The sequence below is a fragment of the Moorena sp. SIO4A1 genome (assembly GCF_010672065.1).
Classification (GTDB): Bacteria; Cyanobacteriota; Cyanobacteriia; order Cyanobacteriales; family Coleofasciculaceae; genus Moorena.
Map to the genome: position 1 here is coordinate 1 of NZ_JAAHHX010000009.1, position 16005 is coordinate 16005.

Annotated in this window: 15 protein-coding genes and 2 pseudogenes; 5 read left to right on the forward strand and 12 right to left on the reverse strand. The window is 42.4% G+C overall.

Annotation, left to right across the window (positions count from 1 at the left end; genetic code table 11):
* Positions 1-124 precede the first annotated feature (124 nt).
* The 4 genes and pseudogenes from F6K53_RS09315 to F6K53_RS09330 form a co-directional block, all read left to right on the forward strand.
* Positions 125-460 (forward strand): annotated as a pseudogene (locus F6K53_RS09315) (transposase); the annotation flags it as partial.
* Positions 461-653: 193 nt separating this feature from the next.
* Positions 654-2078 (forward strand): serine/threonine-protein kinase, encoded by a 1425-nt coding sequence (locus tag F6K53_RS09320; protein WP_293064161.1) that lies wholly within the window; start codon positions 654-656, stop codon positions 2076-2078.
* A gap of 59 nt (positions 2079-2137) precedes the next feature.
* Complete coding sequence (locus F6K53_RS09325) at positions 2138-3574, forward strand: ABC transporter substrate-binding protein (protein ID WP_293064163.1); 1437 nt, start codon at positions 2138-2140, stop codon at positions 3572-3574.
* Positions 3575-3987: 413 nt separating this feature from the next.
* Positions 3988-5403: an ABC transporter substrate-binding protein gene (locus F6K53_RS09330; RefSeq protein ID WP_075903803.1), complete on the forward strand. Its 1416-nt coding sequence runs from the start codon at positions 3988-3990 to the stop codon at positions 5401-5403.
* Positions 5404-5688: 285 nt separating this feature from the next.
* Here F6K53_RS09330 and nadC read toward each other — a convergent pair whose 3' ends face one another.
* The 8 genes from nadC to F6K53_RS09370 all read right to left on the reverse strand — a co-directional run bounded on the left by nadC (position 5689) and on the right by F6K53_RS09370 (position 10174).
* Positions 5689-6546 (reverse strand): carboxylating nicotinate-nucleotide diphosphorylase, encoded by an 858-nt coding sequence (gene nadC, locus F6K53_RS09335; RefSeq protein ID WP_293064168.1) that lies wholly within the window; start codon positions 6544-6546, stop codon positions 5689-5691.
* A gap of 79 nt (positions 6547-6625) precedes the next feature.
* Positions 6626-7429 (reverse strand): DUF4058 family protein, encoded by an 804-nt coding sequence (locus F6K53_RS09340; RefSeq protein WP_293064171.1) that lies wholly within the window; start codon positions 7427-7429, stop codon positions 6626-6628.
* A 114-nt stretch (positions 7430-7543) separates the two neighbouring features.
* Entirely contained in the window at positions 7544-8287 is a 744-nt protein-coding gene (locus F6K53_RS09345) for an isochorismatase family protein (protein ID WP_293017618.1), read from the reverse strand.
* 56 nt (positions 8288-8343) lie between these two features.
* Positions 8344-8679, reverse strand: a complete 336-nt coding sequence (locus F6K53_RS09350) for a XisI protein (RefSeq protein ID WP_075903795.1) — start codon at positions 8677-8679, stop codon at positions 8344-8346.
* Positions 8667-9083, reverse strand: coding sequence for a XisH family protein (locus F6K53_RS09355; RefSeq protein ID WP_075903793.1), 417 nt, complete (start codon positions 9081-9083; stop codon positions 8667-8669). Before F6K53_RS09355 ends, F6K53_RS09350 begins: the two co-directional genes overlap by 13 nt.
* A 100-nt stretch (positions 9084-9183) precedes the next feature.
* Positions 9184-9519, reverse strand: coding sequence for a XisI protein (locus tag F6K53_RS09360; RefSeq protein WP_293017614.1), 336 nt, complete (start codon positions 9517-9519; stop codon positions 9184-9186).
* Entirely contained in the window at positions 9507-9923 is a 417-nt protein-coding gene (locus tag F6K53_RS09365; RefSeq protein ID WP_293064175.1) for a XisH family protein, read from the reverse strand. Before F6K53_RS09365 ends, F6K53_RS09360 begins: the two co-directional genes overlap by 13 nt.
* Positions 9836-10174, reverse strand: coding sequence for a hypothetical protein (locus F6K53_RS09370; protein WP_293064178.1), 339 nt, complete (start codon positions 10172-10174; stop codon positions 9836-9838). The genes F6K53_RS09365 and F6K53_RS09370 overlap by 88 nt, the downstream gene beginning before the upstream one ends.
* 399 nt (positions 10175-10573) lie before the next feature.
* On the opposite strand from F6K53_RS09370, the gene F6K53_RS09375 reads away from it, so the two are divergent.
* Positions 10574-10789, forward strand: a complete 216-nt coding sequence (locus F6K53_RS09375) for a hypothetical protein (RefSeq protein ID WP_293064180.1) — start codon at positions 10574-10576, stop codon at positions 10787-10789.
* A gap of 187 nt (positions 10790-10976) precedes the next feature.
* Here the strand turns inward: F6K53_RS09375 and F6K53_RS09380 are convergent, their stop codons facing one another.
* The 4 genes and pseudogenes from F6K53_RS09380 to F6K53_RS09395 all read right to left on the reverse strand — a co-directional run.
* Positions 10977-11870: a hypothetical protein gene (locus F6K53_RS09380; protein WP_293064182.1), complete on the reverse strand. Its 894-nt coding sequence runs from the start codon at positions 11868-11870 to the stop codon at positions 10977-10979.
* 267 nt (positions 11871-12137) lie between these two features.
* Positions 12138-13862, reverse strand: a complete 1725-nt coding sequence (gene nadB / locus F6K53_RS09385; RefSeq protein WP_075903785.1) for an L-aspartate oxidase — start codon at positions 13860-13862, stop codon at positions 12138-12140.
* Between the two features lie 146 nt (positions 13863-14008).
* Positions 14009-14983 (reverse strand): quinolinate synthase NadA, encoded by a 975-nt coding sequence (nadA, locus tag F6K53_RS09390; protein ID WP_293064185.1) that lies wholly within the window; start codon positions 14981-14983, stop codon positions 14009-14011.
* Between the two features lie 509 nt (positions 14984-15492).
* Positions 15493-15981 (reverse strand): annotated as a pseudogene (locus tag F6K53_RS09395) (hypothetical protein); the annotation flags it as partial.
* Between the last annotated feature and the right edge of the window lie 24 nt (positions 15982-16005).

Below are 16005 nucleotides of genomic sequence, written 5' to 3' on the forward strand. Positions count from 1 at the left end.
GAAAATCCGTTCTAGAGGTACCAATGTCAGTGGTTCCGTTTGATGAGGAGCCGGATGATGTGAAAATGTCACGTCCGGTTCTGAAGACGAGTCGGTGAGGCGACTCACCGGCTTAGTTTAATAGTGGTTAGAGTATTTCGGCCAAAAGTTTGGTCGGATAACTGTCGCAGTTAATCCAGGCTACACAAGCCAAAATTGTTCCAGCTGTGGTGAAGTGGTCAAGAAATCTTTATCGACTAGAACCCATGCCTGTAAATGCGGGTGTCGGCTGGATCGTGATGTTCCTTCGGAACCGCTTCGCGAACACAATGCTGCTAAAAATATCCTAACCAGAGCCTTGGGTACCGTGGGGCACACGGGAACTTATCAAAACGCTTGGGGAGATCTGTCCTCTACTCTTCCTGGTTCCGGCCTGGTTGAGCAAGACGGGTCTGTGAGCCAAGAATCCCCTGCCTTCTAGGCATGGGGAGTGTCAAGAGATTTATTCCGCTGCCTACGAGAAGATCTGATCAGTAATGCAGAAAATTCCAGGGGCTTCTTCAAAATGGCGTGAGTTCACTAATATCTAACGACTAAAATAAACACAACAAGCAGTGACTTGCTAGAGCTTGTCAGCTGGTAGCGCCTTGTCTTTCGTAGTGATCCTGTAAAACATGGAAATTTTCTGCACCCGTCCTGGCTGCCCAAATCCCCATAATTACTTTGATGATCTAGATAACAGAACCACTCTAACCACCACGGAGCAAAGGTATTGTAATAGCTGCGGCATGCCCCTGATTGTAGCAAGTCGCTACATTCCCTCCCAGCTGCTGCGCAAAGGAGGATTTGGAGCGGCATTTCTAGCACGCGATCGCTATACCCCTACCTTGCGTCAATGTGTCGTTAAGCAGTTCCAACCGTCTGGGAGAATTAGCCAGAGGGAACTACAAACTGCCCACAGATTGTTTGAGCGGGAGGCAACGGTTTTAGAGAAATTGGGCAGGCGTCACCCCCAAATCCCCGATTTGTATGCCTACTTTCCGTTGACGGTGCCGAGTCGGAAACCGGGTAAACAAGACCAGTTTTTCTATCTGGTACAGGAATATATTGATGGACAAAACTTGGAGGAAGAACTCAACACCTTAGGAGCATTCTCTGAAGCCAAAGCCATAGAAGTGTTAACAGAAATTCTCAAAGTCCTCCAATTTGTCCATGACAATGGCTCCATTCATCGCGATATCAAGCCTTCCAATATTATGCGCGATCGCAATGGGCTTCTCTATCTATTAGACTTTGGTGCAGTTAAGCAACAGGTAAACCCAGGAACAACAGCGGCGAGGTCTACTGGTATTTATTCCATCGGATTTGCACCACCGGAGCAAATGACCGGTTCTCAAATTTACCCTTCAACGGATTTGTATGCTCTGGCAGTGACTGTGATGGTTTTGATGACTGGCAGAGAACCTAATGAACTCTACGAACCTGTTACCCATGAATGGAACTGGAGAAGTTATATCCAAATCAGCAATGAACTTGAGAGTATTTTCAATCGACTACTTATGCCAATGCCCAATCAACGCTTTCAGTCTGCTCAGGAGGTTCTTGATGCCATAAATAGTTTAAACATTGCTCAGACAACCCCTCAACCCCGTCACGGATCAGTTCTACCAGTATCCCCACCCTCCCGGCCCCACACCAGGCAACCACAAACCCACTCACCCCTATCCAAACCCCTTAGAGCAAAATTCTCTCTACTTGAGGTACTAGGGGCGGCTGCTTTTACTGGATTTGAGGGAGCTTTATTATTCCTTGCGGCAACTGCTTTTGCTACGCTGGTCTCCTCCAACCCACTCGGTATGCTTTTATGGGGAATGAGTTTGGGAGGGCTAATTTATGCTCAATATCGCAGGTTTATTGAAAAAATTGACCTAGTGATTATAGGAGGCATCAGCTTGGCACTGTTGATACTTTTCCCGGTGTTGCGAGTCCAGCAGTCAATCCAGTTAGTTATCATAATATCAGTTCTAGCAGCAGCAGCAGCGATCGCTCTGACGGCACTTTTCCGGCTGGTATATCAACTGTTATCTCGAATACTATAGCAGGGGCGTTGCTGATTAATGGAATGATGCAGGGTAACTGACAACGGAACTTATGTCCGATGAAAAACGAAACGAGTGTTCTTTTGCTATCGATGGTGATTACGGTAGCTATGGTGTTGGGAGGCTTATGGTGGCTTCAGAAAAGTCAGATAATCACACTGCCATTTCCGGAGGAAACGGAGGAAGATGAACCTAGGGCTAAGGTAACTCCAAAAACTACAAACATTAAGCCTGAGATAATCATCGCAGAGCACCTTAGTGCCGGAGATAGAACCTTAATATCAACAGAGGTAACACCAGCCAAACAGGCAGCAGTCAAAGCATTTGCTTCTGGGAATTATGGTAAAGCGGCTTCCTTACTGGAGGCATCGCTCAAAGCTAAGAAAAACGATCCAGAAGCTGTGATTTACCTCAATAATGCTCGGATCGGTACATCTAAGTCTTATACAATTGCGATCTCAATACCTATTGGTGTAGAGGTAAATGCAGCCAAAGAAATGTTACGGGGTGTTGCCCAAGCCCAACAGGAAATCAATGCTACGGGTGGTATTAATAATGTACCCTTAAAGGTGCTAATTGCTAATGATGACAATGATACCAAGGTTGCTAAAAAAATAGCTAAAGCTTTTGTGGATAATCCAGATGTTTTGGGGGTTATTGGTCATTTTAGCAGTGAGGTCACCCTGGCAGCCGCAGAGGTTTATCAAGAGAATCAGTTGGTGGTGATTTCTCCGACTAGTACCTCAGTAACTATTTCAAGACTGGGTAATTATGTCTTTAGGACTATCCCTAGCGATCGCTTTTTTGGTAGCGCCCTGTCTCGCTACATGCTCAATCAATTAAATGTACGCAAAGCAGCTGTCTTTTTTAATTCCCAGAGCAACTACAGCCAATCTCTTGCCGATGCATTTACCACTGCCTTGTTTGCTGATGGTGGCGAGGTAGTGGCAGAGTTTGACTTTGCTAAACCTAACTTTAATGCTGGTGTTGATGTCAAACAGGCGATCGACAACGGTGCAGAAGTGTTGATCTTAGCTCCCAATTCCGCCACCCTTAACCAAGCGTTACTAGTCGTGCAGGTCAATGATGGACGTTTACCCATGCTAGCAGGGGATAGTCTTTACAAACCCAAGACCTTGCAAATCGGTGCTAAGGATGCGCGTCGTATGGTGTTGGCAGTCCCCTGGCATATTTTGGGCGCTCCAAATTCCCCCTTTCCCCAAGCCGCCACGAAATTATGGGGTTCAGATGTGAACTGGCGCACTGCCTTAACTTACGATGCTACTCAAGCTTTAATCGCAGCCCTCAAACAGCAGCCAAGCCGTTCCGGTGTACAAAAAGCCCTATCCGGATCAGGTTTTCAGCCCCAAGGAGTATCCAGCAAAATTCGGTTTTTACCATCAGGCGATCGCAACCAGGCTGTCCAGCTTGTCAAGATTGAAGCAGGTAATCGTTCCAGCTTTGGTTATGACTTTGTGCCGATTCCTAGCAAGTAGAAACCGGGCAATATAGAAATAAGAGCGTTGCCCAATTTTGGAATAACTGATCAATATTTTTGCCATTTTGTCACCTGATCAGTGGTCAAATCTTGTACCATAAGTTATTTAGCTAAGTTATTTAGCTAAGTTATTTAGCTAAGTTATTTCCCTAATCAGGAGTATCCAACAAGGGCTTTTGTTAACTAGTTGTATTTAATTGTATTCAGTTGTATTCAGTTGTATTCAGTTGTATTCTACAGGGTCACTATGTGAACCACCGTTGATGGTTTTTCGTTGACCTTCAATTGTCAACGGTTAACCATCAACCATTCCACTCATCAATTACCTTGAAAGATTACAAAACAAATTAGTATTAAGCATTAGTCCGGGTAATCAACAGGGTTTGCCTGTATAAAAATTAGCACTAGCGTATGTATCAGAACAACGAAACTAAGCTTCTTGGGCTATCATTGATGATCTCCTTAGCTTTGGTATCTGGGTGTCTGTGGTGGTTTAAAGTGACCACATCTCCCTTATCTATGCTGGTATCGAAAAATACATCTTCAGAGAAAGCAAGCATACCAAATTACCTTAGTAGGGGAGACCATATTTTATTTTCTGATTCAACAACACTGGAAAAACAGCTAGGAGTAGAAGCGGTTACTGCTGTTAATTACGACGAGGCAGTGGTTAAATTCACCGAATCCTTAGACCTCCACGCTGATGATCCAGAAGCTCTCATCTACCTTAATAACGCTCGTATTAGGGACAAACCCTCTCACACCATTGCTGCTGTTGTGTCCATTAGTGATGACTTAAATACTGCCAAAGATATACTTCGGGGTGTGGCTCAAGCTCAACAGGAAATCAATCAAGCTGGTGGAATTAAAGGTATTCCTCTCAAAGTACTGATCGCTAATGATGATAATAATCCAAAGGTGGCAAAAAAATTAGCATCAAAGTTGGTGAGTAATCCAGAGATTTTGGCAGTTGTTGGTAATTTCACAAGTAAGGTGACCCAAGCGACAGCAGATAGTTATGAATCCGGTAAATTGGTAACAATTTCTCCCATTAGTACCTCAGTAAAGTTATCAGGAATTAGCGACTTTGTTTTTCGTACTGTCCCGAATGATTTCCTGGCAGGTAGAGCATTAGCTAAACACATGGTGCAAGACCTCAAGCAGCATAATGTTGCTGTTTTCTACAATTCTCAAAGTGAGTCTAGTCAGTCTCTTAAATCAGAGTTTGTAACCGCTGTCTTCTTGAAAGGAGGACGAGTAGTTAGTGAGTTTGACGTGTCTGATCAAAATTTTAGTGCTGCTAAAAGCTTTAAACAAGCGATTAATCGTGGTGCTCAAGTGCTGATGTTAGGTGCTGATTCTAGCAGCCTTGATCAGGTACTAAATGTGGTTCAGCTCAATAGCAAACACCGCAATAGCTTGGGTCAACAATTAGTGATTTTGGCGGGAAATCAAGTTTACAGTACCAAGACATTGACAGTAGCAGGTAAAGATGCTGAAGGTATGGTAGTAGCATTACCCTGGCATCCCCTAGCCAAGCCTGGTTCTGAATTTCCCAAAACCGCTTATCAGCTTTGGGGTATTGATGTTAACTGGCGCACAGCCATGGCTTATGATGCTGTGCAAGCCTTAAGTGCTGGGATTAGACGTAATCCTACTCGCACCGGAGTTCAACAAGAACTTTCAGCACCGAACTTCTTTGCTAGAGGTGCTGCTGCTCCGATTCGTTTTTTTCCATCAGGCGATCGCTATCAACCGGTCAAATTGGTGACAATTGAACCAAGTAATAGTTCTAGCTTGGAGTATGAATTTGTGCCAATTCCTTAACCCTGATACCAATTTTATTTATGCCTGCTAGGGATGATGATGGGGAGATGGGGAGATGGGGAGATGGGGAGATGGGGAGATGGGGAGATGGGGAGATGGGGAGATGGGGAGATGGGGGGATTATTAATCTGTAGGAATATTTTTTATAATTGGTAAGCTGATGTGTATTGAAATTGGTTATTTCCCGTTCCCTGTTCCCAGCTCCCCTGTGTGGAACGGGCATCTTGTGTGGAACGGGCATCTTGGTGGAACGGGCATCTTGCCCGTTTCAATTTATTGTTTATCTCAACTCCCCAATCTCATACTTAAATCCAACCAACTAGAGCGAGTAATGGGAGCACTGCTGGAGATGTAATCTACTCCTGTTTCGGCCACTGCACGAATCGTCTTTAAGGTCACATTACCCGATGCCTCAATTTTAATGTTGTTGTTGCTTACACGAATTAGCTTAACTGCTACCTCCATCTGCTCAACTGGCATATTATCCAACATGATAAGATCAGCATTGTGGGCGATCGCCTCTTCTACTTCCGCGAGAGTTGTTGTCTCTACTTCTATGGTCATAGGATAGGGAATAGTATTACGAATTCGAGCGATCGCTTCCCCAATTCCCCCAGCGGCTTGAATATGATTATCCTTAATCATCACCGCATCATCCAACCCCATGCGATGGTTAATGGCTCCTCCCACTTGAGTTGCATATTTTTGCAATAGTCTTAAGCCTGGAGTAGTTTTGCGAGTATCCACCAACTGAGTAGGCAAATCAGCAATTTTTTCGGCATACTGACGGGTTAGGGTAGCAATGCCACTCAGACTCATAGTTAGATTTAAAGCTACCCTCTCTCCCATCAACAAAGCATCAAAAGGTCCGTGAAAACGAGCGATGGCTTGGCTTGGCTGACAACTTTCTCCTTCTGCTACTAGCGGGATAAAGCTGACCTTTTCATTTAATAAATAGAACACCCGCGCTGCTATTGGCAATCCCGTGATTACACCTGCTTCCTTAGCGATCCATTGTCCGTTTCCAGAACTAGCTTCTTGAGTGAACAAACCTTGGGTGGTGCGATCGCCTCTACCAATATCTTCTTTGAGCCATTGATGCAGTAGAGGGTCTAACACTATTGGGGGAGGTAATATCGCCATAAGTCTTACCAAAAAACCTGGTTATTTTTTTTAGTTTTTAGTTTAACGAGTTATTATCTCAAGTTATCCAATAAATCATTTAATTTAATGTTTTATTAACTTCATCCTTGTTTTTTAAAATTTTTTCTACCCAAATTGTATCAGCTTTTGATAAACCAGGAATATTTTTTTGTTTGTAGTCAATCATTAAATCATAGCGCCCTTGGTCATAAACTTGATGTAAAATCATTTGTAAATCTAGAAGCATTTCTGGATCTTCTGGACATAAAGGTAAAGGAAAAACAGGAATCACATCTTGAAGGTTAAAAGCATATAGATAGGCTTGAGGCCGTTGATGACTAGGACTAACTAAAATGTGATAGTCACGCTCGATATTCTGATTTAAATTAATCAGTGAATTACCTTGACGTAGTAAATCTATTTCTACGAAATTTGTTTTACTATTTAAAATAAGCTGACGTTTGTTTTCATATTTTTTCCGACCTTCTCCTACATTTTTATTGATAGGAGAAATAATTTCAATAGCCGTAACCACTTTTCCGGTACCAACTCTCCTAACTTCTAGATATCCTTGCTTAATAGTTTCTGTCAGAGCAAGTTCTATCGTTAAAGGTTCGGTAGAAGGAACTGCAACAGCTACATTAGACTCGGGATATCTGATCGTATTTTCAGAGCTTTTAGCAATGACATTATCAGGAATACCAATAAGCGTGGACTTTTCTCCACTAGTTTCGTAGATTCGCACTTCTACCGCAACTACATATTTAGGGGCTAACTGTTGGTTTAATAAGCGAGCAATTTCCGTAATTAGCCAATGATGTACGCTTGACCAATAGGCTGAATCTTCTAAATAGGGATTCATTCCAGGGAATGGTGAGGGCATGGTTATTTATACTTAAACTTACGGGGTAACATAGAAGCTAAAAGGAAGAAGATAAAAAGACATGAAGGCTGTTAAAAAAAGGTTAGTTTTACTTAGTTTTGAACTTGGGATTGGTCACATCAAAATTGTAGAAGCAATGAACGCTCCACGCTCTGCCATAGTGTATAAACCAACGTGATGAGCAATTTTCTGGGGATGAATTGCCGTCTTTGGCAAACCCTGCTGGGCTGCCATCTCTGCCGAGAGGTCGAAGGTGGAACAGCCTTCGGTATAAACGGTAATGTCTTTTAACGTTGGTACCATATCATGATTGCGTGCTGATAGCATAGTAACCACGAAGTCCATGACGCAAATATCGGTACAGATTCCTACGACTACTAAGGCTTCCAGTTTGTGCTGGTTTATCCAGCTAATTAAACTATTGTTGCCAGTATCTACATCAATGGAACCGATAAAACCATTGATGCAGTCTTTTTGAATTAAAGTAGCGTGGGGATGAGTTTCTAGCCATTCCAGTTCAGGAACGAGCTTTTCTTCCCCAGACCCTTTTTCACAATGAGGAGGATAGGGAGGTTCTGGTTTGCCTGGTTCGTGGGTATCTAGAAAAGCTAAGACTGGCCAACCTTTGGCGGTGAAAGCTTTTGCTAGGCGATCGCTTTCTGATACCATGGTGGCTATTTGCTGATTTGGTTCTGTTGGAGCCAAAGGACCAAAACCAACAGTGCAAAAGCCATTGAGCACATCCACAACGATCAAACCGGTGGGACGATCGCCAATAGTATAGGGCTGAGGGTCAATGGGTAAGGCGGCTTCAATTGCTGCTAAGGTGGCATCGGGAGTAGTTAAAGAAGTTACCATCAAAACCTCCTGGTTATTCTTGGTATCGACAATTTAAAAAGCTAAGTTATGATTTCTTACCCTACCGCGAATTCAGTAAATTTCCTAAGGTAAGGGGCATGATAGGCCAGAACAATATCTTGGTGAGGGACACCGCGTTCAACTAAGACGTTGGCAATCCCAACTTCTGTACCATCATTTTGAATCCAAATCTTATTATCTTTAAGGTCAATGTGAATTGTGGAACCATAAATACGGCGACGATTACTCCATCCGGCATGGACAAGCTGGTAGCGGTCTCTTTCGGTATCAAAGATTAATTCCACTTCTACCTCACCATAAGCGGGTTTGTGGCTGCTGTATTCGGTTAGAATCTCTTTGACGAATTGCCGATATTGCTCTAGTTTTGCCATTGAACAATTTCCTCCTTAGTTGGCTCGAATACAATCAATTTTAGTTGATACTCTTGGGTAATAAGTTGAACGAAGCGACGGGCAAAGAAGGTCTCGTAAATTTCAAGAGGAATAGCTAAATACAAGAATCTATCTGGTTCTTCTGCTTTGAGGGCAAAGCGATAATTAAGGAATTGTCCCAAAACCGTATGGAATTCAGAAATTGCCGAAGGCTTGAGAAAGGTTTTAATTTCAACAGCTATTTTTGCTTCATCTTTTTCGGCTGCAATGAGTCTTTCGGCACCCAAATCGATGTAAATTTCAACTTCAGCAAAATTGATGTAGAGAGGATCGTGAGTAATACACCAGCCGTCCTTCTGTAAAGCTGATTTTACGGCTTCATGGAAGGTATCTCTGGCTGCCATTGTTGACCTCTACTTTAAAGTTGTGGGAATTAGCGATCACTCTAAATTATATCAATTAGATAGAGCCTCTTCTTGACTTATTACTTATTACAGGGTGACTTTAGGCAACTGCAAACCCTGTGTGCTTCCTGACTCCTGGTGATTTGAAGCCTAGAACAATACGCTCTTTAGGAATGCCTGCTTGTAGGAGTTCCCCAGCGATGCCATCCTCTGTCCCATCCCGATGAATCCAGATTTTGCCATCGATAATTTCCACATGAATGATACAGCCGTGAACTTGACGTACTCCCTCCCAACCAACTATCATTAATAGGTAGCGATCGCGATTAGAATCAAACACGCTATTTCGTTCAATTTCTCCATAAGAATAAGGAATTTGTGCGTAGTCAGAGATAATTTTTTGAATAATCTGCCGGTATCGCTCTAAAGTGTCCATCTAATAATATCCTCCGCTTCAGAATCAAAAACCAAAAGACGAACTCGATTGTTTTTTATCAACAGCTCACCAATAGGTTCTTCAAACAATCCACTGGCAACCTCTTGGGATACGGCTAAATAAAGCTCTCGGTCCGGTTCAACTTCGGCGAGAACGTCATGATATACAATATACTGACCAATTGCTTTCTCAAGATCGTTCATTTCCGATAGACCCAGAAAACTTTTAATTTCAACAGCGATTTTGCGTTCGGCTCTCTCGGCTGCTAAGAGTTGCTCTGCTCCCAAGTCAACATACATATCCTTCTTACCCCATTTTAAACTGAGGGGATCGTCGGTAATTGTCCAACCATCTTTAATGAGAGCATTTTTGACACACTCGTGGTAAATGTCTTTAGCTGGCATATCTCCTTAAACACCTCATCCACCTTCATATTACAGTGCGATCGCGTAGCGTAGCCCTTCGGGCTAATCGCCTTTGGCGCGCTCTGAAGAGCGATCGCTAATAGTATTGGGATTAGGGTCAATAGGATTTTATTTTTTGGATCGATTAACCAAGCTACAGCGGTTTTCAATTCGGTGAGGTACAAACTTCTGGGTTTTAGGGAGCAGGGAGCAGGGAGCAGGGAGCAGGGATGTATTCGGGGGCATCTCACTTTTGCAAAAATACGACCATTGAAGGCTAAAACACAACTCCTGTTCCCTGAGTTATAGATTTACAACTTTGAGATTCACCCTCTGTATTCTGGCATCAGCTTGATTTTTGAAAGTAAACGGCTCTGGAATTATGACTTAGATACTGTAAACTTTAAAGCTGCATAATCTCCATCTCTATTCAATCAGCGTTAAATTATCAATTAAGATTTCGCATTGATTTAAAGCCTACTGGCTGGTTATTTTGTTACTAATTTTCCAAGTCCAACAACGTTACTCTCACTTTAACAAATACTTTTTTGCTTCATCAAAACTTTACGAAAGTTATCCTGATATTTGACTGTGTATTGTGAAAAAGTAACTAAGTAAACATATTAAATTAAATCTGAGAGATATTTTAAATGCCAGTACCACAAGACTTACAAAATTATTTAACAGAGATTCAAGATTTCTTGGAATCACAGAAAAATAGATTAGAGGAAAAATACAAAAAAAAGAAAGGAAAGTCACCAACAAAAGATACATTCAAGGAATTAACTCAAGCTATCAACTGTGTCAACAATCTAAAAGAAATCCAAAACCAGATTTATAAATATTTGAATGATCTAGAAAGTTAGTTATTGTCCCTTTACCGAACTTGCTATGTAAAACTTTTATAAACTAATCATAATTAGTGGGCAATAAGTGTGTTTTTAGGCATACTAGATTCGGTATATATGTTAGTATTATTATACAGTATTAATTATTACATTAATTAATACTGTAATAACTTATTTCAATATTAGTCAGCAAAAGATACTGCTATTATTTTCTTATAATAGGGATCAATAAATCTATACAATTTTGAAGTTCCTTATAAGCAGAATGGCTTATTTGACCGCCAATGAGTCTGTCCTTAATATATATGAGTACATCCACATATTCTTTACTACATACACTCTTTGTATCTTCCCTAAAAGAACGATCAGATTCAATACCCCTTCCTGATTCTAGCATTATAGTTAAACGTTTTAAATACTGTTCTGTACTCTTTTTAACTTCCTTTTTAACTTCCTCATCTGTACTATTTTTAACTTCCTCAGGAGGTGCATCTGTTCTCTTATCCAAGATATATTCTGCTACTGAAGTTACTAAATAATCACATTGTCTGTCTAGCCAATCCGCTGCTTCAAAACGAAACTTCTGGCTATCAACTAAGCCCACTTTAATTTCCATTTCCAGATATTCTTGCATCTTTTTTACCTCTTCACTTAAAGCATCATCCTTATCCCGGACTCGATTTTCTATATATTTCAGTAATAGTTTAAGCTTTTCTAAGATAGTAGTTCCTTTGTCTATATCTGCAAAGTTTATAGCATAAAAACTCTCCATTCTTTTGATTCTGTTTTTGAGATGTTTTATATCAAATTCTTTTTGTTTTAATACCAGTTCAAGAGCTCTTTTTTCTGCTTCATAAGATTTTTTTACACTATCCAAATTTCTATCAAATCCTTTTGTGTACTGGTCAAGACGAGCCTTATACACATCTGATTGGTTTTTCCATGCCGCAATAAGTCCAGTAAACACACCCATCAAAGCAGTCACAGCAGGAACAATAGCACTATATTGCGTAGACTGTGTAGCTTGTGATGCAACTGCCTGCGGAGTTTGAGTAGACTGACCTAGAAATAAAGTAAATAAATTAATATATTCGCCCATAAAACTTTCATTAGAATAAAATTTATCTCTCTTCTGTCACTGTCGGAACTAGCGATCGCCACAACCATTATGGTAACAAGGATTCAGTGATTTGAGCCTAGTTTTGATTTATTATTAGGAAATAATGTTGCGTTCGCGTAGGGTCACCTACGGTCAATCCCTTGTTGTGTAAGAGTTACAGAACCAAAGAAATTGCCAGGGTTATACCCAGTTTGACAGAAGAGGGATAGGTTTGCACTGTTATCAGTGCTTTTTAATAAGTGCTATTTATACCGCTATTTCCTTGGATTCTAACATTAGAGAAAGTTGTGCAGATTTCCACCAACGCTCCCCCTGTACTAAGGTATGAACTTGCCAACTGGGTGAAGTTTGGGGATAATCCCTGCGGTAATGTCCGCCCCGACTTTCAGTACGCAATGCTGCACTTTTGAGAATTAAATGGGCGATATCCAGGAGATTGAATGTTTCTGCAGCCGTTCGCAATTGCTGCTCCGCTAATGGTGACTCAAATTTAACGGTTTGGTTGGGCAGTAAATCAAGCAGGTATTGACTCACTTCTAAGCCAGCCAATTCAGAGCGCCAAGAATTAACTTGGGCAAGGGCTGACTCTAAAACTTCCTGGGAGCGACAAATTCCTGCACTTTGCCACATCAGGGAGGGCAAACTTTGCCTTACTGAGGCTATCTTCTCGATGTCCCTTTCCCAGTCACCTTTCTCTTTTATAAAGGGTAGGGATTCCGCCAGAACTGGATTAGGAGCTGTTTGAATCTCAGCTAATTGAGCCGCAAAAACCAAGCATTCCAATAAGGAATTACTCGCTAAGCGATTGGCACCATGAACCCCTGTACTAGCCGTTTCGCCAATGGCATATAGCCCTGGAATTGAAGTGCAACTGGTCAGATCGCAAGCCACTCCTCCCATCCAGTAATGGGCAGCAGGTGCAACGGGAATGGGCTGCTTTAAGATATCAATGCCCCAATGTTGACATACGTTAATAATATTGGGGAAACGATAGCGAATTCGCTCTGGCTCAATGGGTTGCAAGTCTAAATAAACATGGGCGTGGCTAGGATCGCCGGAGGTTTTTTCTAAGTGACTAAAAATTGCCCGACTTACCACATCTCTAGGAGCCAACTCCCCGGCTGGGTGGTAATTAAAAGCAAAGCGATCGCCTTTGTGATCTACTAAATGTGCCCCCTCTCCCCGGACAGCTTCTGTAATCAAAAAGCGAGGTGCCCCTGGTTTGGTTAAAGCTGTGGGATGAAATTGGAAAAACTCCAAATCTCTGACAATTGCGCCAGCCCGCCAAGCCAGTGCTACTCCATCTCCTGTACTTACGGCTGGGTTAGTGGTCTGGGCAAAAACTTGACCGCCACCACCTGTGGCTAGGATTACCGCAGAGGCTTTTAGCCAAGATATCTGACCTTGATAGAGGAGGCTAATCCCCTGACAATGACCAGTTGCTGGATTGAGCCATAAACTCAAAGCCACTGCGTGAGAAAGCACCTTAATATTGGGACGCTCTAAAACTTTGGCAGTGAGCGTATCTACAATTGCTCGACCTGTGGTGTCTGCCGAATGGAGGACGCGGGGACGAGAGTGAGCTGCTTCTAGGGTCATGGCTAGCTTTTTGCCTTTGCGGTCAAAGGCTACCCCCATCTTGACTAGAGAGTCAATGGCAGCAGAGGCATTTTCTACCAGAAACGTTACCGCCTCGCGATCGCAAAGACCAACACCCGCTCGCAGGGTATCCTCTAGGTGAAGCTCTGGGGAATCTGATGGGTCAATCGCCGCCGCAATCCCTCCTTGGGCCCAGTTGCTAGAGCCTGTTTTCAGAGTGTCTTTGGTAATTAAACCTACCTGCAAATGAGCAGGTAGACAAAGGGCTGCATATAGCCCAGCCGCACCACTGCCCACCACTATGATGTCAAATTGGGAGGGAGTGTTGGCAGATGGGAAAGACTCGTCAGGGGATGATTTAAACTCTTGCACGATAGGTCATATTTCACTAATCTGTGATTAATTCCTAAGCAGTTCTTAGTTTTAACAACACAAATTGCTTATAAACGCTCCAATATAACTTATAAAGGATATTTTTGTCAAGTAATTGTGTCAAGCTGCTCAGGGGCAGTACAGCACTACACTGATAACTCCAACATCCGTTGAATTGGTCGCAAGGCGGCTACTCGGATGTCCTCGGGCATAGTAATTTCTGGTGTTTTCTGCTTCATGGCTAGATACAGCTTCTCCAAAGTATTGAGCCGCATGTGAGGGCATTCGTTACAGGCACAATTGCTATCCATACCTGGAGCAGGGATGAAATTTTTCTGGGGTGCCCTCTTTTGCATTTGGTGAATAATTCCTGGCTCAGTAGCCACGATAAATTCTTCCGTTGAACTTTGCTGGATATACTTTAATAAACCTGTTGTGGAACCAATGTAACTGGCATGACGCAATAGAGGGGGTTCGCATTCTGGATGGGCAATAAACTCCGCTTCAGGATGCTGTATTGTGAGTTCCACGATCTTTTTCTCAGAAAAGGTTTCATGGACAATACAACTCCCCTCCCACAGGACTAACTCCCGTCCGGTTTGCTCCATGACATAGCGACCTAAGTTCTTATCTGGAGCAAAAATAATCGGCTGGTCTTCCGGAATTTGGTTGACGATCTTAACTGAGTTAGAACTGGTGCAAATGATATCGCTCATCGCCTTAATTTCAGCGGAGCAATTAATGTAAGATACCACTAGATGGTCAGGATGGTCTGCTTTGAAGGCGGCAAATTCTTGGGGAGGGCAACTGTCAGCTAGGGAGCAACCTGCGTTTAAATCGGGGAGTAGTACCAATTTATTGGGGTTAAGGATTTTGGCAGTTTCTGCCATAAAGTGAACCCCAGCAAAGACGATAACATCTGCATCTGTAGCCGCCGCTTGTTGAGAAAGACCTAGAGAATCGCCGAGATAGTCAGCAATATCTTGAATATCTGGCTCTTGGTAATAGTGAGCCAGAATAACTGCGTTTAATTCTTGTTTAAGGTCTTCAATCGCTTCAAAAAGGTCTTTGGGCGGATACTCCAACTCTAGGGTTGGTTTTGGGAGTACATTTGTAAACATCGTATTCTTTCCCTATTTATGACTATTTTAGTGCTTTTTGAAAATTTTATTTCTTTAATAATTATTAAATCTTCGGTAGCCCACTGGGTGTTGTACTACTAAACTTTACTTAAGTTATGCTATTTTAATCCTGTCCTCGACTAGGCTGACCTCATGGGATCGCCAAATCAAATGATCTAGGGCGGTTTGCATAACTATCAGGTACACAGGATTGTTTTCCCACTTCCCTGCTCCCTGCTCCCTGCTCCCTGCTCCCTGCTCCCTGCTCCCTGCTCCCTGCTCCCTGCTCCCTAAAAACCTAGAACTTTGTACCTAACTGAATTTAAAACCGCTGTATGTGCATAACTTCAGCAGCCAGCTCGATTAGGTTTGGGTGCATCTCAATGATGGAAATTAGGCAAAACTGAGATGCACCCGATTAGATTTAACTATTATTATCTCCTATATGTTTTGTCCGAATTGGTTGTTCGTTAATTTTCAATTACCAATTTACCCACCTAATTTAAACCTTATTTCCTTAACCCCTCACCAATAGTATGACCCTTGGATTTGAAAACACTCTTCATTAACACCTCATGCACCAACACGGCTACAATAAAGCCTGGACAAACTTCGGATAGGATGTTATTAAATCCTAAAACTCGCCAGAGGATAGCAGTACTCAATCCCGCCAACATCATAGAGTTCAAGGCTAAATAATGAGTGCGCCTTTTCAATAAGATAATCAGCATGGCTGGACCGAGGGAACTGGCCACAGATCCACTAGCAAAAAGAACCAACGAAAACACTGTGGAGGAAATAGAAATCGCCGCAATTACAGCGAGTATTCCCACCACTAAGGTCATGAATTGCTCGTATTTCACGCCATATTTCCGGGACATCCTCCGATGCAAACCCGGGGAAATATCTCTAGCGATGGCACTGGAACAAACCAGAAGTTGGGAATCTGCTGTAGAGGCAATGATAGAAAAAACACCAGCCAACACAATACCGACTAAAAAGGGATTAAACTGTTGTGTAGC